Consider the following 17293-nt stretch of genomic DNA (forward strand, 5'->3'; position numbering starts at 1 on the left):
GCCGTCCAGGCGGACAGTCAGGATCGCGGCACCCCAAGGCTGAGTTCCATGTTACATAGGACTGGGCCTTTATCGTTCAAGCTGATGGCGCCCGCAGGTCATGGTGACTGCTCCCGGATGCCGGGTCCGGACGGCCATCAGCGACTGCTCACGCAGTGTGCACTGTCCGCGCCTTGAACGTGATGGGCATCGAATCGTATGCGTTAAAAATCGCCATCGGAACGCGCTGGGGCGGGTTGTCCGGATTCTGGAAACGGATATCTTCGATGCGGTCGAGAATCACCCGAATAGCAATGTTCAACTCGACCCTTGCCAGGTGCATCCCGACGCAGACATGACGGCCGTAGCCAAAAGTCCGGTGCTGGTTATGGTTGGACCTGACGAGCTTGAATTCGTCCGCATCGGCCCCCCAGACCGCTTCGTCACGGTTGGCGGAACCGTTGCAAATCATGGCAAACTCACCTTCGTTAAGCTGCCTGCCGGCAAATTCGATATCCTTGGTAATGCGCCGGGGTGTTGCCTGCACAGGCGCTTCCAACCTCAGAATCTCTTCGACAAAGTGAGAGATCAACTCTGTGTTGCCGCGCAGCTGATCTTGCATTTCCGGGTGATGACACAGGTGGTTGAGCATTGCGGTCAGGGCGCCAGCTGTAGTATCGACTCCGCCAATGAAAATCGTCAGCCCAGTGTAGATTCGCTCCATGAGCGTGAACGGCGTGCCGTCACTTCGATTCCTGGTGGCCAGATCATACATAACCCTGCCTTGGGAACGGTCGGGCGGATTGACCAGGTATTTCTCGATGTATCTGATGAGCTCTATCAGTTGCCCGATTAGCTCGACCTCTTCGTCCTCGGTAATGCCGGGCGTTTGCAGGACCAGGTTCGCGTCCGCCCACGTCTTGAACTGGTCCCGGTCAGCGCGTGGAAAACCATATTCGTCGGCGACAATGGTTGCCGGAAGAAGTGCAGCAAATTTCTTCGAGAACTCTACATGTCCCTGGTCGATGAAATCATCGATGAGTTCGTTAACAATGGTCTCAATTCCCGGCGCAAGCTCGGCAACGCGCTTTACCGGGAACAGCGTCATGCCGAAGGATCGCAATTCGGCATGTTCGGGCGGATCCGAGGTGAGAATCGTCGGCGGAACTTGTAGTCCGGCTGCTTCGAACAGCTTTTGTGCCTTTGGCTGAAACTTATCCCGGAACTGAAGTTGGTGGTGCGATGAGAAGTGCTCGCTGTCGAGGAAGGCCTTCATGACATCGTCGTTCTTGACGATCCAATGATGCCCTGTGGATGGGTCCTGACGGACCGGCTCTTCCTGGCGCAATTTTGCGTAATACGCGAACGGGCACTTCGACAATTCGGGGTCGGCAATTGTAGCTGTTGCCAGATCGATCTTGTCTCCGGCGTTTCCAGTATTCTTGATGCTCATTTGTTGTCTCCTTGATTTGCTGATACCAGCTCTATATGGATAGGGGGAGCGTGAACTCGTCCCAGCGCTGACCCGCGAAGATACCCGACGCCTTGCTCGCACCTGTTCAGGACCTCTGGTGCTGCCATGGTCCCAGCGGACACGCGAGCGGCAATCCACCGATGCGATCGGACAGCCGTTGCCGGGAACCCGGAAGCCGAGCGGCGACAGGGACACGGTTCGACGGCCCGCAAGGACTTCGCTCGGCACGCAGCGTGTCGCTATCCGCAGAAGGGCTGGCTAGGACGACGGTTGCTGTCCGGCCGAATCGGCATAAACTTCGGTCTCCTCAACTGTAGCCATCTATTCCACTTCTGCTGGAACAGCGCCCGGCCCCGATCCTAGGCAATGGCAACGAGCTTGCGAACCGCGGCCTCGATCTGCGCCTGCGACGGCATGAAGGCGGTTTCCAGAGGCTTGGAAAACGGTACCGGCGAAAACGCTGCGCCGATGCGCTGGACCGGTGCCTTCAGCTCGCTGAACAAGCCTTCATGGATGATGGAAGCGACTTCGGCGCCAGGGCCGAACTTCTTTGTCGCCTCGTGCACGACGACGGCACGTTTGGTCTTGCGCACCGAAGCGAGGATGGTCGCCGTGTCGAGCGGCGAGATGGTGCGCAGGTCAACGACCTCGACCGACAGCCCCTCGCCTTCCAGCTTTTTCGCGACTGCAAGCGCATCGTGAAGCTGGCGGCCATAGGTGATCACGGAAACGTCAGTCCCTTCACGCGCCACGTTTGCCTTGCCCAGCGGGATACGCTGGCCGCGGACGGGCGCCTCGCCTTGCGTCCAGTAGAGCGGCAGCGTCTCGACGAAGATGCATGGATCGGGATCGTCGATACACGACAACAGCAGACCGTAGGCATCGGCCGGCGTTGCCGGCACCACCACCTTCAGGCCGGCAGTGTGTGCGAACCACGCTTCCAGAAAGTCGCTGTGCTGGCCGCCATTGGCCATGCCCGCGCCAGTCATGGTGCGGATCGTCATCGGCACGCTGGTCTGGCCACCCGACATGAAGCGCAGTTTCGCGGCATGGTTGACGATCATGTCCATGGCCACTGTGGTGAAGTTCATGAGCATGATTTCGGGCACAGTCTTGTAGCCGACTATCGCGGCGCCAATGGCGGCCCCAATGATCGCCTGCTCGGCGATCGGCGTGGATCGCACGCGCTGGTCGCCGAACTGCTTGGACAGCCCCTTGGTGGCTCCGATCACGCCACCACCCTCACGGTCGGCGACATCTTCGCCGAACACCAGCACCTTGGAGTCGCCCTCCATCGCGTCGTGCAGCGCAAGATTGACCGCCTGAAGCAGGTTCATTTTCTTGTTTTCGGTGCTCATGTCGGTTCGACCTCATCCTGATAAACGTCACGATAAATTTCTTCCACTTCCGGGAACGGGCTCTCGAGCGTGAATTTCAATGCCTCGTCGATGTCGGCCAGCTCTGCCGCTTCGATGGCGGCCAAGTCGGCTTCGCTGGCGTGGCCCTGCTCGATCAGCCAGTTGCGGTAGCGCGGATACGGATCTTCGTCCATACGCTGGGCGCGTTCCCCCTGGCCCATATACGAATCGTCGTCGCCGAAAATGTGGCCATGGAAGCGGAAGGTCATCGCCTCGATCAGGGTGGGTCCTTCTCCGCGGCGAGCGCGCTCGATGGCCTCACGGGCGACCTCGCACATCTTCACGGGATCGTTGCCGTCGACCGTCACGCCCGGCATCGAATAGCTGGCGGCGCGCTTGGACACCTGGTCGATGGCGGTGCCGACATCGAAGCGGGTGTGCTCGGCATACTGGTTGTTCGAACAGACAAACACGACCGGCAGTTTCCAGAGCGAGGCCAGGTTCAGCGATTCGTGGAAGGCGCCGATATTGCTTGCACCGTCGCCGAAATAAGCGATCGTCACCCGTCCGTCACCGGACAGCTGCGACGCCAGGGCCAGACCGTTCGCGATCGGCATGGTCGAACCGACGATGCCGGTCGTGACCATGACACCGCTTTCAGGGTGGGTAATGTGCATCGGCCCGCCTTTGCCCTTGCAGGTGCCGGTGCTGCGGCCCCCAAGCTCCGCCCAGAGCAGCTTGACCGGCACGCCCTTGGCCAGCGAGTCATGGGTGCCCCGGTAAATGGTGCAGATATAGTCTTCCTTGGTCAGATTGACCGAAATCGCGGCCGGGATGCACTCCTGGCCGCGTGTCGAGTAATACGGCATTACGAGACGACCGGACTTAATCACAGAACGCAATTTCTCGTCGTTCTGCTTCAACAGCGCCATCTTCCGGAACATTTCGATTAATGTTGTCCTGTCATTCAATGTAGGCTCCCAATTAAAAAGCGGCGGACAATGCATCCTCGTGGCGCCGTTGCGCCCGTACCTGCGTCCTTGAAACAGGATAGGGATATGACTGCAGTTGATCTTGACGTGGTGCGACATGACGCGGGCAGTGTTGCCGCTGCCGATGAGGACTGCAAACCGATTCGTTCCGGCGTCCAGGAAAGCGAAGGTGGCTATGCCGCTGAGACGACATGCGTCCTGCGTGAGCCGCCGGCATGAAAGGTTTCGCTGGAACGGAAGGACGCGAGCTGAATGAATGCGAGCGCTCGCTCGGCGCGGCTCGACACTTGACGAAAACGGGAGAATGAATCAGCGGCGGTTACTAATGCCAGCTGATCCACGACCGCTGCTGGAGGCACGTAACGCCGCCGGACTGCCCACACTGGAACAGGTAGCGCGGTTCAACCGTATGCGTTGCATCGCAGCGGGATGCCTGTGCGATCGCTTAGCCGAGTTCTCTCACCAGCTCCGGCACAATGGTGAACAGATCACCAACGATTCCGTAATCGGCCACCGAGAAAATCGGCGCTTCCGCATCCTTGTTGATCGCGACAATCGTCTTCGAATCCTTCATCCCGGCCAAATGCTGGATTGCACCGGAAATGCCCACTGCCAGATATAACTGCGGCGCGACAATCTTGCCGGTCTGCCCGACCTGCAAATCGTTCGGCACGAACCCGGCATCCACCGCGGCCCGGGACGCGCCCATTGCCGCGCCGAGCTTGTCGGCAAGCGGCTCCAGCACCCTGAAATTCTCCGAGCTGCCCATGCCGCGCCCGCCCGACACGATCACCTTTGCCGCCGTCAATTCAGGCCGGTCGGATTTCCCAACTTCGCGGCCCACGAATGCCGATTTGCCGAAGTCATTCACCGGAGTGACGCTTTCCACTGTGGCGCTGCCGCCCAGGCCGACGGGGTCAAAGCCGGTAGTGCGCACCGTGATAACTTTGACCGGATCAGTCGATTGCACTGTGGCGATCGCGTTGCCTGCGTAAATCGGCCGCTCGAAGGTGTCCTGGGAAATGACTTTGGTGATTTCGGACACTTGGGCAACGTCGAGCCTCGCCGCCACGCGCGGGAGGATGTTCTTGCCGTAGGCGGTGGCAGGCGCAAGGATGTGCGAATAGTCCTTGGCCAGCGCCAGCGCCTGCTCGGCGATGTTTTCCGCCAGCCCGTCGCGAAACTGCAGGGCGTCGGCGACCAACACCTTGGCAACGCCGGCCAACTTTGAAGCCGCTTCGACGGCGCCATCGCAGCTGGCGCCGGCAATGAGGATGTGGACGTCGCCGCCACACTGCGCAGCAGCGGTCACGGTATGGCAGGTACTTCCCTTCAGCGAAGCATTATCGTGTTCGGCAATCACGAGTACAGTCATGTTGGTTTCCTTAAGTTCACATCTTGCATTTGGCGGACCGGCTGGTTTGGCTGGAATGTGATCCGGTTCGACGCTCATCTCCATCCAGATGCCACCCCAGTTCTCGCCGTATCTGTTCCCCATCAGGTAAAGGGCGGGGGGCGGCCTGCCGCTCCATCAGCCATGCACGGACTCTCTCCTTGCTGGCGGGGTAAGTTTTTTTCATACTCGACCTTTCCTGGACGCACGGACTCGGCGTCAAATCGCCTTCGCCTCGTCTCGCAGTTTGCGCACAAGAGTGGCGACATCGGGAACGACGATGCCGGCACTGCGCTTGGTTGGCTCGACCACTTTCAGCGTCTTGAGGCGAGGCGCCACGTCCACGCCAAGGTCGGCCGGCTTGACCACCTCCAGCGTCTTTTTCTTCGCCTTCATGATGCTGGGCAAAGTCACATAGCGTGGCTCGTTCAGGCGCAGGTCAGTGGTCACCACCGCTGGCAAGTTCAGTGTCAGCGTTTCCAGGCCGCCATCGACTTCCCGGGTGACCGTAGCCCTGCCTTCTTCGGATGTGAGCCGAGAAGCGAAAGTTGCTTGCGGCCAGCCAAGCATTGAGGCGAGCATTTGCCCAGTCTGGTTGGCGTCGTCGTCGATCGCCTGCTTGCCGAGGATGATCAGTTGCGGCTGCTCCTTGTCGGCCAGCGCCTTGATGAGCTTTGCCACCGCCAGCGGCTGCAGCTCCTCGCCGGTTTCGACCAAGATGCCGCGGTCGGCGCCAATGGCCATCGCGGTGCGCAGGGTTTCCTGGCATTGCGGTACGCCGCACGAGACTGCGATCACTTCACTTGCCGTGCCGGATTCCTTCAGCCGCACTGCTTCTTCGACTGCGATCTCGTCGAACGGATTCATCGACATCTTGACGTTGGCGAGCTCGACGCCGCTGCCATCGGATTTGACGCGCACCTTGACGTTGTAATCGACAACGCGCTTTACTGCGACCAGGATTTTCATGATTATTCCTTCAAAATGTTTACTTCACCGTGGCGAGATCGCATTCCGCTCAGCGCCAGCACCATGCGCAATGAGATCGGCATGCCACTCAGGTTTCGGTGTATTCATAGAATCCCCGTCCAGTCTTTCGGCCAAGCCGTCCGGCATCGACCATTTCCTTTAACAAGGGCGCTGGGCGGTATTTCGGATCGCTGAACCCTTCGTAAAACGTCTCGAGCACGGACAAGAGGGTATCGAGGCCGATCATGTCAGCCAGTGCCAGGGGCCCGATCGGGTGATTGCAGCCGAGCTTCATGCCGGCATCGATCTCTTCTGCCGACGTCAGCCCTTCCTGGAGCACGAAAATGGCTTCGTTCAGCATCGGGCACAGGATCCGGTTCACGGCAAAGCCGGGACTATTCTTGACCGCCACCGACGTCTTGCCCAAGCGGATTGCCAGCGCCTTCACGCGCTCATGTGTGATATCCGAGGTCTGCAGCCCACGGATAACTTCCACCAGCGCCATCGCCGGCACAGGGTTGAAGAAATGCATGCCGATAAACCGGTCTGGACGAGAAATTTCCGCTGCAAGTTTCGTAATCGATAACGATGAGGTGTTGGTGGCAATAATCGCATCGGGGCCAACAATTGCATCGACCTGCTCCAGGATGCGGCGCTTGATTTCCGGATTCTCGGTAGCGGCCTCAATCACCAGTCCGCACCGCGAAAGGCTGGCGTAGTCGGTCGTGCCCCTGATCCGTTCAAGTGTCGAGGCCGCGTCGACAGCGCTGAGTTTCCCTTTGCTGACCGCACGATCAAGCGAGCTGCCGATGGCAGCAATGCCCTTTCTCACTGCAGCGTCCGTGACATCGACCAGTACGACTTCATGCCCGGCAGCGGCGCAGACTTGCACAATTCCGCTGCCCATGATGCCGGCGCCGATAATCCCGATAGTATTGAATTCCATGTTTGACCTTGAAGACTTGAATTGTGAGTGCCAAAAGCAGATCCCGAAGTATTGCCGGGAGAACCGAAGCTGTATTGACTTATGGCGTCACAACCGTGCAGCTGATGGAATGTGTGGACGGAGCCGGCGGGGTGCTGCAGCGTTTCGCACAGGACTTCCTGGATTTGGTGCCGAGAGCCCCTCGTACAGTCAACGCGAGCGTGGCAGGATGTCCGCACCTAGAGGAACCGGAAGTATGGCAAAATCATTGGGCTACAAGCTGTATGTCGACATCGACGAGCCTCGCAAGCTCATCCTCAAAATGCGGTCAGGCATGCTGCGGCTGCTGACACCAGCGTCTTCGAGTTACGAGACGTGAACAATAGCTGCCGTGTCGCAGGCCGACCGTAACCGCCCTGCATCGAACGAGAACCCAGAGTGGCCAAGCCGAAATCCAGATTGTTCAGGGCGGGCGTAAACAAGTGTGCCATACCCAAAAGCGCGCTCCTTGCATTGCTGCTCGGGCTGGTCTTAACCGCGTCTCTGTTTGCCCAGGTCTACCGGCTGGAAACGACGAACGACAATATTGAGTTTTCCAGAGGTGCCGATTCGCGGGTCCGGATATTCCGTCAACGTCTCCACGAATCGTTGGCGGGACTCCGAAGCGTCAACCAGCTGTTCGCGACGAGTCCTACGCCCATCAGCCGCGAACAATTTCGCGAATTCACGCTGCCGCTGCTGACCGAGCAACCTTATGTGCGAAACTTCGTTTTCCACCGCTATGTCACAGGTCCGGAGCGGCCCGCATACGAAGCTGCGATGCGCCACACCTACCCCGGTTTCACCATCAAGCGCGTGCAGGCCGGAAAAATAGTCCCGGCAACTGGCAACGGGCCATTCCTGGTTGTCGAATATATCGCGCCATTGAAAGGAAACGAATCGGGACTGGGCTACGATTCCCTGTCGGACCCGGTGCAAGCGCTTGCCCGGCAACGTGCGATGGACACGGGGCTGGTTTCGGCGGCAAGGCTCAGGCCAACCATTCTGCCCACCATGCGTGAGCCGACGAAATTACTCGCGATCGCTCAGCCGCTATACCGGCGCGGCGCCCCGCTCAACGATATAGATACGAGGCGAAGGGCATTTATCGGCGACACCATGGTCGTGTTCGATTCATCCAGGTTCGTGCGACAAATATTTGGCCACGCGGGCTTGCTGGACCGGCCTGACACGCACATCAGCGTCTACGCGTCGGCTGCACCTGTCGAGTCGGAACTGGTCTTTCGGCACGGGGCCGCGCCGCCCGCGGCCGCACACGCCAGTTCGCTCGTATTGCGCCTGCTCGGAACGGATGCGCTGGTCCGCGTATCGAGCGTGATCGATATCGCAGGCACGCCGTGGTCCATCGTCGTCTCCCGCGATCGCCCCGGCGAGGACACCTATGCAGGCGCATTTCTTGTGCTGGCGGCCGGAATCCTGTTGAGCTTGCTGAGTGCGGCCTACCTCACCACCACCGCATCGCGTTCGCGCGTTATTGAACAAGCCGTTCAGCAACGCACGACAGAGCTGCGGGCGACGGCAGGTGAACTTCAGCTGCGAAATCGGGCGATTGAAGCCTGCGTCAATCCTATTTTCATCACGAGTGTGCTGGGTCCCGACTATGTTATCGAGTATGTCAATCCGGCCTTCGAACGCACCACCGGCTACCAATCCGCGGATATCGTCGGCCACTCCGCACTGCTGTTGCAGGGGCCCGGAGCGGAGCAGCCCGGTGTCGCTGAACTCATGGCAGCAATGGAAGCCCGGCGAGAGGCCCATACAACCGTTCGCAGCTATCGCATGAACGGGACAATGTACTGGAGTGATGTCTATGTCGCGCCGGTGCGCGACGAGAATGGCGAAGTGCACCACTTCGTTCATGTCCATTATGACGTGACCGATACAAAACGTTATCAGGAACAGCTCGAATACCGGGCCCACTTCGATCCGGTGACGGGACTGGCCAACCGCAACCTGTTGCACGACCGCCTGCAGCAGGCAATTTCCTATGCATCCCGCCTTGACAGGACAGTCTGGGTCGCATTCATCGATCTCGACCGGTTCAAGTTCGTGAATGACAGCGCCGGGCACAATTATGGCGATATGCTGCTCAAGGTCGTCGCCGGGCGTTTAAATGCCGCCGTGCGCGAAGGAGATACGGCAAGCCGCCTCGGCGGCGACGAGTTCGTCCTGGTGCTGCCGCAGTACGACACAGGACCTATGTCGATCGACACCATCGAGGAACTCATGGTCCAGGTTGCAAAGCCCATTCCCATTGGTGGAAAAGAATTTTTCGTCACATGCAGCGTCGGCATTGCGGTCTATCCGCACGACGGGTCGACTCCAGAGGCCTTGCTGATCCATGCCGATATCGCCATGTACCGCGCCAAGGAAATGGGGCGGAACAATTTCCAGTTCTTTGAACCGGCCTTGAACATCAGGACGCAAGCCCGGCTGAGGATTGAAGGCGGCTTGCGCAAGGCCCTCGATCGTGATGAGTTCCTGTTGAACTACCAGCCGCAAGTCGACCTGAAAACGGGCAGGATCGTCGGAGCCGAGGCACTCATTCGATGGCAGCACCCCGAACTCGGCATGGTCTCCCCCATCGAATTCATCTTCTTGACAGAAGAAACAGGCCTGATCGTTCCAATCGGCGCATGGGTTCTGCGCACTGCATGTGCACAGAATCAGGCGTGGCAGCGGGCGGGACTTGGCAAACTGCGGATCGCCGTCAATGTGTCAGGCATCCAGTTCGCTCACCCCAATTTCGTGCAGACCGTCGCTGCTGCGTTACAGGAAACGGAACTTGACCCTGCATGCCTTGAAATCGAGCTGACCGAAAGCGTTGTCATGCATGACGTGGAACGTACAGTCAGCACCTTGCACGCGCTTAAGACCCTCGGCGTCCACCTGTCGGTCGACGATTTTGGCACCGGCTACTCAAGCTTGGCTTACCTGAAGCGCTTTCCAGTCGATGTGTTGAAGATCGATCAATCCTTTGTCAGGGATATCGCCACCGACCCGGACGACGCGAACATCGTCGTTTCGATTATTGCTCTGGCCCACAGTCTTCGGCTTCAGGTGATTGCGGAAGGGGTTGAGTCCGCTGAACAGCTTGCCTTCCTGCACCGTCACGGATGCGACGAGATCCAGGGCAACCACTTCAGCAGACCCGTCACGGCGGCAGCGATGAAGCAGATGCTTCAGGAAGGAAAGCACCTGAATCCTGAGCATCGAAGTGCCCGTCCGTTGCCAAGGCAACCCCTGACTTGACTGCGTGAGGAAAATGCGTGTTTCGACAGGAAGCATCGGTTCCGTTCGGTGATACGCGAGCAGCGTGTTGCAGGATAATGCCCGCCGCGCGGTGTCGTCGAGGCCCTCACAATATGCTGGTATGACATCTTTACCGTATGACGCCGGGCGGTGCTGCTGCAAATCCTGACGCGGACCAGCCGCCGCCGAGCGCCCGGTACAGAGCAACCATGTTGTTGGCCTGGCTCTGGCGCAGTGCGATCTCGTCAAGCTCGGTCTGGTACAGGTTGCGCTGCGCGTCCAGGACTTCCAGGTAGGCGGCATAGCCGGATTCGTAGCGGTCACGGGCAAACCCGAGCGTACGAGCCAGGATGTCGCGCCGCTGGCGGACATGTACCATCTGTTCCTCCAGCCGGCTGACAGCGGTGAGCGCGTTCTCGACTTCGCCGAATGCCGCCAGTACCGTACGGCGGTAGGCAAACGCAGCACGGTCACGCCGTGCCGTGGCCGCGTCCACCTGGGCCGTGATGCGCCCGGCCGAGAAGATCGGTGCCAGCACGCTGCCGCCGATGCTCCATAGTGAAACCGGATCGTAATCCAGTCCGTTAACAAACAGGCTGCCGAGGCTGGCTTTGAGTGCCACCTGCGGCAGGAACTCCGCTCGGCGCGATGCGAGGCTGGCGTTGCTCGCCGCCAGGAGTAACTCGGCCTGCACGATATCGGGCCGTCGCCCCAGCAGTTCCGATGGTAGCGCCACTGCGAATGGTGGCGTCCGAAACTGCTGCAGGCGGCCCGTGCGCGTCACGGCACCGGGCATCTCCCCGACCAGCAGCCGCAAGCCGTTTTCCTGGCGCCGCAGCGCGAGTTCGAGTTGCGGGATGGCTCCCAGCACGGCCTGGTATTCGGCCTGCGCCTGCGTCAGTTGCAGCTGGGAGGTATAACCCAGCCGGGCCTGGTCTTTGGCAAGCCGTAGCGCCTCTTCGCGCGACTTGACGGTGTCGCGCGTGATGGCCAGTTGCGCGTCCAGCGCCAGCAGGCCCACATAGGCCTGCACGGTGGCCGCCGCGACGCCCAGCATGGCGCCGTCGCGCTCAACTTGACTTGCCTGATACTGCAAGGTGCTTACGCGCTCCTGCTGGCGCAGGCGGCCCCACAAATCGACTTCCCAGCTTGCCTGCAGTTCGGGCTGTACCGCGCGCGTCGTTGTAGGCCCGGTGGCACCCAACGCGTGTCCCGCCTGCGCACCAAGCACTGCGTTGATGGCTGGTTGGCGCGCCGCGTGCGCTGCCTGCAAGAGCGCGCGCGCTTCATCTACCCGCGTCGTCGCCTCCAGGATATCGGTGTTGCGGCTCAAGGCTGCCCCCACCAGGGTGTTCAGGGCTGGGTCGCCGAAGCCATGCCACCACTGCGCATCGATTGTCTGCTCCCCGGTGATGCCGTCGCGCCAGCCGGACGGCGCGGTAACCTGCGACAACAGGGGCTCCGGACGCTGGGCCGGCGAGCAGGCTGCCAGCGTGCCGGCCACCAGTGCTGCTACTGCCATACGTTGGAACGGACCAGTGCTGTGGAGACGGGTCTTCATTGCGCGCTCCCGCGGCCGGTCGCAGTGTCGACCTTGACCACCACGGACATGCCGGGCCGCAGGCGCTCGGCCAGCCCCTGCCCGGGGTCGATTGCGATCCGCATTGGCAAACGCTGCACAACCTTGGTGAAATTGCCGCTCGCATTGTCGGGACGCAGCACGCTGAATTCCGAACCGGTGGCTGGCGCGACCTGTTCGATGCGGCCAGTCAGCGGCGCACCTTCGAAGGCGTCGACCGCGAAGGTGGCCTTCTGGCCAATGCGCATATTCCAGGTCTGGTTTTCCTTGAAATTGGCAACGATCCACAAGTTGTCTGGCACCAGGAACAACAGCTGCGAACCGGCCGTTACGTATTGCCCAAGGCGCACCGATGCTTCGCTGACCTGACCATCGCGCGGCGCCTTGATGACCGTGTTATCAAGGTCGATCTGCGCCAGGGCCAGCTGGGCCTGCGCCGTCTTTACTTGCGCTTCCAGGGCGCTACGCGATACCTGGGTCGCCTTGACGGCCTGGCTCGCGATGTCGATCTGGGCTTGCGCCTTCAGCACGTTGGCGGTGGCCAGGCGCGCGGTCGTGCGCACTTTGTCGCGCTCGTTGAGCGACACCGAGCCGCGGCTCGCGAGTTCCTCCACCCGCGCCAGTTCGGCCTTGGCGCGGGCCTCCTCAGCACGCACAGCCACGAGGTCGGCGCGCGCCGCGGCGAGCGAGGCGGCGTTCTGGGCTTGCGTCTGGGCCGCGTTGTCCAGTTGCGCGGATGCCGTTTCGCGCTGCGCCACCGCCTGTTCAACCCGTTGCCGGTAAATGCGCGCATCGATCCGGGCCAGTACCTGCCCTGCTTTGACACGCTCGAAATCCTTGACCAACACTTCCGCTACATAGCCGTTCACTTGCGGCGCCAGCACCGTGATTGCGCCGCGTACATAGGCGTTATCAGTTTCCACCACCGAGGTCTTGAAGGGTCCAAGCTTCCATGCAAACAAAATCAGGAAGATTGCTACCAACGCGACCCCGGCCATGAGGATGACCGTCGACCGTTTGGGTTTAATGTACTTCGGTGGTGCTTCAGAAGATTTCGGTGCGCTGTTGCTCGAATCGTCCGGGGCTGGCGGATTGAGGTTTTCCTGGGGCAGGTCTGCGCGGGATGGGTTGGTAGAGCTGTTCATGGAATTAAAGTGCGGCGCCGGAAGGTGCCTGAGTTGAAGGAGTGGAAGCTTTCTTAGCAAGCGAGGCGGCACGGATGGCGAGTGCCAGGCTCCAGATCAGGAAGAGCAAAGCCGCAGCGCTGCAGAGCGCGAAGACATCATTGAATGCGCGTACATTGGCCTCGCGCCGGCTGAGCTGCGCCATCTGGGCCAGGCCGGTAGCAGATCGCAGCACCGGATCGGTGAGGGTCGATTGGTAGATCTGTTGCTGCTGGCGCAGGCGCGCTCCTACGACCGCATCGGCCGGGTTGATGTGCGCAACCATGTCGGTCGAATAGGTATGTTCGCGGTGTAGCTGGTAGGTACTCAGCAAGGCGCTGCCCATGAAGCCGCCCATGCTCTGCGTGACCGCCAGCATGACGCTGAACGTGACAAGGTGGTCCGCCCCATATTTCAGCGCCTGCATCGCGCCGATCATGATGAGCGGCCCCATGAACATTCCCGCGCCGGCGGCCGCCATGAACTGACTGACCATGAAATCTTGCGGACGGTCGAGACTGGTGCGGCCGTAGTCGAGGCCAGCAGCAAGACCGAGCAGCACGATCGACAGCAACAGCTGCGGAATCAGTGTTTTTGGTCCGAACGCGAGCGCACTGGCGGCAATGCCGCAGAGTATGCCGGCCAGGATGATGGCGAATAAGGGCTGCATCTGGTCCGGCCCCATCCCAAGGCTGCGCAGCATGCCGACCACGCCGTAAGACTGTTCGGCGGTAAGGAAACGAATGATCAGGGCGCCAATCAGGAAGCGCAAGGTCGGCGCCATCATCAGCCAGCGAGTCTGCACTAGCGGGTTTGAGCGGTGGTGTTCGATGAAGAGGGCCACGCTCAGCAGCACGACGGCCGCCACGAGCAAATACCCCAGCCAACGCGTGTCAAACCACCAGTGCATGTAACCCTGTGCAAGCACAGCGACGATCATTGCTACTGCCGGCGCCATCAGCGCGAAGGTCAGGAAATCGAGTTTTTCGAACACCTTCACGTGCTCGCCAGGGGGAAGCTTGAGTACGACGACCGCGGCAAGCGAAAGCAATGCGAGGCCTGCTTCGAACAGGTAAAGATTGTGCCAACGGCCGAGTTCGAGCAGCGACGGCGATATCAGCCAGGCCAGCGGCGTAGCGAGTTGGGCAATGCCGACTCCTAACACCAGCATTTTTCCGGTGTACTGCTTGGGCGCCGCCTGGAGCATGTACAAGATGGCCAGCGTGCTGGTGGCCGCACCGGCCAGGCCGCTGGCCGCCCGCACGAGCACAGCCATTTCAAAGCCCCCTACCACCAGGTGCAGCAAGGTCAGCAGCGTATACAGGGAAAGACCGATCTCGGCGAATGCTCGCATCCCGAATTGCTGACGGAATTTGTAAACCAACAAGTTCGCGGTGACGTTAGCCATGATGTAAGCCGCCGGCAACCAGGCGCCTTCGGCCGGGGTCAGGCCGAGCGAGCCCTGGATGGCTGGGAGGTTGACCGATACTAAGGCATTGCCGAGTCCACCCGTGATACCAACAAGCACAGCAATAAAGGCATAGGCCAAGCGGGTATGAGGCAGATGCCACGGCATCGACGCCGAGCCAGGAAACGAGGGTTTTTCGTGCTCATCCCAGTTCGGATTCGGTTTCAGGTACTGCGGCGTTGCCATTCGTTGCTCCTGTGACTGCGGCGGTCATCGCGCACAGCGTTCATGCCAGCCTTGGGGGTATCGCGACCACCTGCTAGCCCATCCTTTAATGATAGCTCTATCGTTAGAGCTTCACACTGTAACACACTAACGATAGGTCTAACGTTATAATCCGGTGAGGCCGCGGAGCTTGTTGGAAACAAGCCGGCGCTCAACTATGTCTCTTTACAATTTGGAACCACACGATGTCAGACCCTGCCGAGACTTCGCCGACCCGAAAGCGGGTGCGGCTCGCGCCTGCTGCGCGCAAACGCCTCATACTTGATGCGGCGCTTGCCGAGTTTGCCGCGAACGGCTTCGGAGCAACAAGCACCGAAAAGATTGCCCAACGCGCTGGCCTGTCCCAGGCGGGACTGTATGCACACTTCGACAGCAAGGATGCAATCCTCGCCGCCTTACTGGAGGAAACGCTGGTGCCGAAATGGGATCTGCTGATGCGCGAAGACGAACGCGTGCTTGGCACGGCGATCGACGCGTGGATCGATCTCAGCTACACGCGGATCGCAGATCCGGTGTTTCAGTCTGTATTCCGCATATTGATTGCCGAAAGTAATCGCATTCGCCATCTTGTAGGCGACTGGCGCCGTGATGTACTCGCTCCACAGCGTGCCGAGCAGCAGCGGATTGCGGATGCGTTGATTTCCAAGGGTAACGTGCAGCGTTGCACCCTGACGGAACACAATGAGCTGACCTTGTCGCCTTTGGTTCATGCTTTGATGGTTCACTTGTTGAATGGGACCGGGAACGGTCCGAATGCTGAGGTTATCGCGATTCGGGAAGCCCATCGGAAGCTACTGAAAGAGCAGCTGGCCGTCGATCGGGGCGCCCCGTCCTAGCATCTGCGCAGAGCGCACTGATCGTGTTTCTCCATCGAGTTGATGGCCCCATGTACTCAAGATTGCAGTAACCAAAAAAAGCACCCGAGGGACGGGGAACACGGTCAGGAGAACCAAAGCAGACGCGCTTGTTACGCGCAATACTATTTTAGATACTGCAGAGAAATTGTTTGTAAAGCAAGGCGTGTCACGGACGACCTTGCAACATGTCGCAAGCGCTGCGGGCGTAACCCGGGGTGCGATTTATTGGCATTTCGACGATAAAAGCGCGCTGTTCAATGCCATGCTTGAGCGGGCCACTTTACCTTTCGAGTGCGCGCGCGGACGACTGTCGGAGTCAGATGGGCTTGACCCTATATCCTGCCTCTTCCTCGTCATTCTCGAGGTATTTCGTATTATCGAGCACAATCCCCGGACCCGGCGGGTATTCGCGGTTGTCACCGTGAAAGTTGAATTTGTTGACGAACTCGGCGCTGTGCGCGCTCGACTGCGTAAAGCTCAAGAAGACTGGTTGGCTCAGGTAGAAACGCTGTTGAAACTCGCGGTCGAGTGCGGGCAAATTCGTAATGGCATTCAGCCGGGCATACTTGCGCTAAACCTCTGGTCCACGATGGACGGGCTAATGCGCACCTGGATGTTCAACCCGACATCTTTCTCGCTCATGGACACGGGGACTATGATTATCATGGATGTTCTCAATCGCCTGCGAATCGAATAACAAAAGATCTGTTAGCCCAACTAGCTGAGCTCTTAAAGACAGCATTGTTTTCTTGCTTTGATCACCGCTTTCGCAGCACTTCGCGCTAGCGGAAGTAGCCGCGTTCACCTAGAGCATTGCCTGATCAGCGCATCCCCAACGCGTTTTCCACCGAGTCGCTAAAATGTTTATTCACCCAACAAAAGAACTAGATGGCCTCCATCCAGGACATTCCATTGGAACGCATCGATAGCAGCGACGACACCCTCGCCGCCCATAAGGGCAGGTGCTGCTCGTCGTCAACGTCGCCTCCAAATGCGGCCTGACGCCACATTACACCGGCCTCGAAGCTCTGTACCAAGGCAAGCGCGCGCAGGGCCTGGAAGGCCACACCGGCAACGCGAATGGCGCGGGTAAGCTATCGGTCTCGCGAAGAGCTTCATCGGAATGAATAGTTAGCGCTAGGCATGGCTAGAAGAGGCCGTTCACGACGATTCCCTGTTGCAATGCTCGGGATACCGCTCCCGATAACTGATGAGCACCTAAAAGTCGGGTTAGCGGTCGAAGGTAGCTCAAATTTGATCGATATATCGAAAGTTATGCGGGCGCTTCCGTCTAAACTACATTAGCAGTAGTCCAAGGCCGTCTCGTCGTTTTCACCGAAACGCCTGGTCTGCAGAACTGGTCTGATAACGCAAACCTGCAGTGAAAAACTAACTTGTCGAAAGGGTGACCAAGCGATGAAGGCCAACGAAGGATCTACCCGGCGTACGGCAGGCACACCCAATGGGGCTGCAGCTGGCGTGGCTGCACCTTCCCCGCCCGCACATAGCGGCGGCCCCTTGATGGTCGACATCGAGCTCATCGACGAGGACCCGGCACAACCCCGCAGCCAGAACAACCCAGGATTTCGACCGGATAGC

Annotated in this window: 14 protein-coding genes; 5 read left to right on the forward strand and 9 right to left on the reverse strand. The window is 59.7% G+C overall.

Annotation, left to right across the window (positions count from 1 at the left end; all coding sequences use genetic code 11):
- Positions 1-148: 148 nt before the first annotated feature.
- The 6 genes from ACFPN5_RS25145 to ACFPN5_RS25170 all read right to left on the reverse strand — a co-directional run bounded on the left by ACFPN5_RS25145 (position 149) and on the right by ACFPN5_RS25170 (position 7111).
- The gene (locus ACFPN5_RS25145) at positions 149-1432 is read right to left on the reverse strand and encodes a cytochrome P450 (protein ID WP_379786586.1); all 1284 of its coding nucleotides are present in this window, start codon (positions 1430-1432) and stop codon (positions 149-151) included.
- 380 nt (positions 1433-1812) lie between these two features.
- A complete protein-coding gene (locus tag ACFPN5_RS25150) occupies positions 1813-2811 on the reverse strand; it encodes an alpha-ketoacid dehydrogenase subunit beta (protein WP_379786587.1) in 999 nt (332 codons plus the stop codon).
- The gene (locus ACFPN5_RS25155) at positions 2808-3755 is read right to left on the reverse strand and encodes a thiamine pyrophosphate-dependent dehydrogenase E1 component subunit alpha (RefSeq protein WP_379786588.1); all 948 of its coding nucleotides are present in this window, start codon (positions 3753-3755) and stop codon (positions 2808-2810) included. The genes ACFPN5_RS25150 and ACFPN5_RS25155 overlap by 4 nt, the downstream gene beginning before the upstream one ends.
- Before the next feature lie 493 nt (positions 3756-4248).
- The gene (locus ACFPN5_RS25160) at positions 4249-5178 is read right to left on the reverse strand and encodes an electron transfer flavoprotein subunit alpha/FixB family protein (RefSeq protein WP_379786589.1); all 930 of its coding nucleotides are present in this window, start codon (positions 5176-5178) and stop codon (positions 4249-4251) included.
- Between the two features lie 237 nt (positions 5179-5415).
- Positions 5416-6165 carry an electron transfer flavoprotein subunit beta/FixA family protein gene (locus tag ACFPN5_RS25165; RefSeq protein ID WP_379786590.1) on the reverse strand — a complete coding sequence of 250 codons (750 nt, stop codon included), beginning with the start codon at positions 6163-6165 and terminating at the stop codon, positions 5416-5418.
- An 88-nt stretch (positions 6166-6253) separates the two neighbouring features.
- Entirely contained in the window at positions 6254-7111 is an 858-nt protein-coding gene (locus ACFPN5_RS25170; RefSeq protein ID WP_379786591.1) for a 3-hydroxybutyryl-CoA dehydrogenase, read from the reverse strand.
- A 235-nt stretch (positions 7112-7346) separates the two neighbouring features.
- Between ACFPN5_RS25170 and ACFPN5_RS25175 the strand changes: the two genes are divergently transcribed.
- Together ACFPN5_RS25175 and ACFPN5_RS25180 are read left to right on the forward strand one after the other, a co-directional pair.
- A complete protein-coding gene (locus ACFPN5_RS25175) occupies positions 7347-7469 on the forward strand; it encodes a hypothetical protein (protein WP_379786592.1) in 123 nt (40 codons plus the stop codon).
- Positions 7470-7528: 59 nt separating this feature from the next.
- The gene (locus ACFPN5_RS25180) at positions 7529-10402 is read left to right on the forward strand and encodes a bifunctional diguanylate cyclase/phosphodiesterase (protein ID WP_379786593.1); all 2874 of its coding nucleotides are present in this window, start codon (positions 7529-7531) and stop codon (positions 10400-10402) included.
- A 130-nt stretch (positions 10403-10532) separates the two neighbouring features.
- Here the strand turns inward: ACFPN5_RS25180 and ACFPN5_RS25185 are convergent, their stop codons facing one another.
- From ACFPN5_RS25185 to ACFPN5_RS25195, 3 genes are read right to left on the reverse strand one after another with little or no spacing between them, the layout of a single operon-like run.
- Positions 10533-11963: an efflux transporter outer membrane subunit gene (locus ACFPN5_RS25185; protein ID WP_379786594.1), complete on the reverse strand. Its 1431-nt coding sequence runs from the start codon at positions 11961-11963 to the stop codon at positions 10533-10535.
- Positions 11960-13126, reverse strand: a complete 1167-nt coding sequence (locus ACFPN5_RS25190) for an HlyD family secretion protein (RefSeq protein WP_379786595.1) — start codon at positions 13124-13126, stop codon at positions 11960-11962. Before ACFPN5_RS25190 ends, ACFPN5_RS25185 begins: the two co-directional genes overlap by 4 nt.
- Before the next feature lie 4 nt (positions 13127-13130).
- A complete protein-coding gene (locus ACFPN5_RS25195) occupies positions 13131-14798 on the reverse strand; it encodes an MFS transporter (protein WP_379786596.1) in 1668 nt (555 codons plus the stop codon).
- A 224-nt stretch (positions 14799-15022) separates the two neighbouring features.
- On the opposite strand from ACFPN5_RS25195, the gene ACFPN5_RS25200 reads away from it, so the two are divergent.
- From ACFPN5_RS25200 to ACFPN5_RS25210, 3 genes are all read left to right on the forward strand, one after another.
- The gene (locus ACFPN5_RS25200; RefSeq protein WP_379786597.1) at positions 15023-15673 is read left to right on the forward strand and encodes a TetR/AcrR family transcriptional regulator; all 651 of its coding nucleotides are present in this window, start codon (positions 15023-15025) and stop codon (positions 15671-15673) included.
- Between the two features lie 166 nt (positions 15674-15839).
- The gene (locus tag ACFPN5_RS25205; RefSeq protein ID WP_379786598.1) at positions 15840-16391 is read left to right on the forward strand and encodes a TetR family transcriptional regulator; all 552 of its coding nucleotides are present in this window, start codon (positions 15840-15842) and stop codon (positions 16389-16391) included.
- Between the two features lie 265 nt (positions 16392-16656).
- Positions 16657-16821, forward strand: a complete 165-nt coding sequence (locus tag ACFPN5_RS25210) for a hypothetical protein (protein ID WP_379786599.1) — start codon at positions 16657-16659, stop codon at positions 16819-16821.
- Positions 16822-17293 lie beyond the last annotated feature (472 nt).

The organism is Massilia niabensis, from assembly GCF_042655085.1.
GTDB lineage: Bacteria > Pseudomonadota > Gammaproteobacteria > Burkholderiales > Burkholderiaceae_D > Telluria > Telluria niabensis.

What these genes read in the sequence shown, in the direction of transcription:
- ACFPN5_RS25195 (WP_379786596.1), bottom strand. Translation starts at nt 14,798, where the DNA reads ATGGCAACGCCGCAGTACCTGAAACCGAATCCGAACTGGGATGAGCAC.
- ACFPN5_RS25190 (WP_379786595.1), bottom strand. Translation starts at nt 13,126, where the DNA reads ATGAACAGCTCTACCAACCCATCCCGCGCAGACCTGCCCCAGGAAAAC.
- ACFPN5_RS25150 (WP_379786587.1), bottom strand. Translation starts at nt 2,811, where the DNA reads ATGAGCACCGAAAACAAGAAAATGAACCTGCTTCAGGCGGTCAATCTT.
- ACFPN5_RS25165 (WP_379786590.1), bottom strand. Translation starts at nt 6,165, where the DNA reads ATGAAAATCCTGGTCGCAGTAAAGCGCGTTGTCGATTACAACGTCAAG.
- ACFPN5_RS25175 (WP_379786592.1), top strand. Translation starts at nt 7,347, where the DNA reads ATGGCAAAATCATTGGGCTACAAGCTGTATGTCGACATCGACGAGCCT.
- ACFPN5_RS25185 (WP_379786594.1), bottom strand. Translation starts at nt 11,963, where the DNA reads ATGAAGACCCGTCTCCACAGCACTGGTCCGTTCCAACGTATGGCAGTA.
- ACFPN5_RS25160 (WP_379786589.1), bottom strand. Translation starts at nt 5,178, where the DNA reads ATGACTGTACTCGTGATTGCCGAACACGATAATGCTTCGCTGAAGGGA.
- ACFPN5_RS25155 (WP_379786588.1), bottom strand. Translation starts at nt 3,755, where the DNA reads ATGTTCCGGAAGATGGCGCTGTTGAAGCAGAACGACGAGAAATTGCGT.
- ACFPN5_RS25200 (WP_379786597.1), top strand. Translation starts at nt 15,023, where the DNA reads ATGTCAGACCCTGCCGAGACTTCGCCGACCCGAAAGCGGGTGCGGCTC.
- ACFPN5_RS25170 (WP_379786591.1), bottom strand. Translation starts at nt 7,111, where the DNA reads ATGGAATTCAATACTATCGGGATTATCGGCGCCGGCATCATGGGCAGC.
- ACFPN5_RS25145 (WP_379786586.1), bottom strand. Translation starts at nt 1,432, where the DNA reads ATGAGCATCAAGAATACTGGAAACGCCGGAGACAAGATCGATCTGGCA.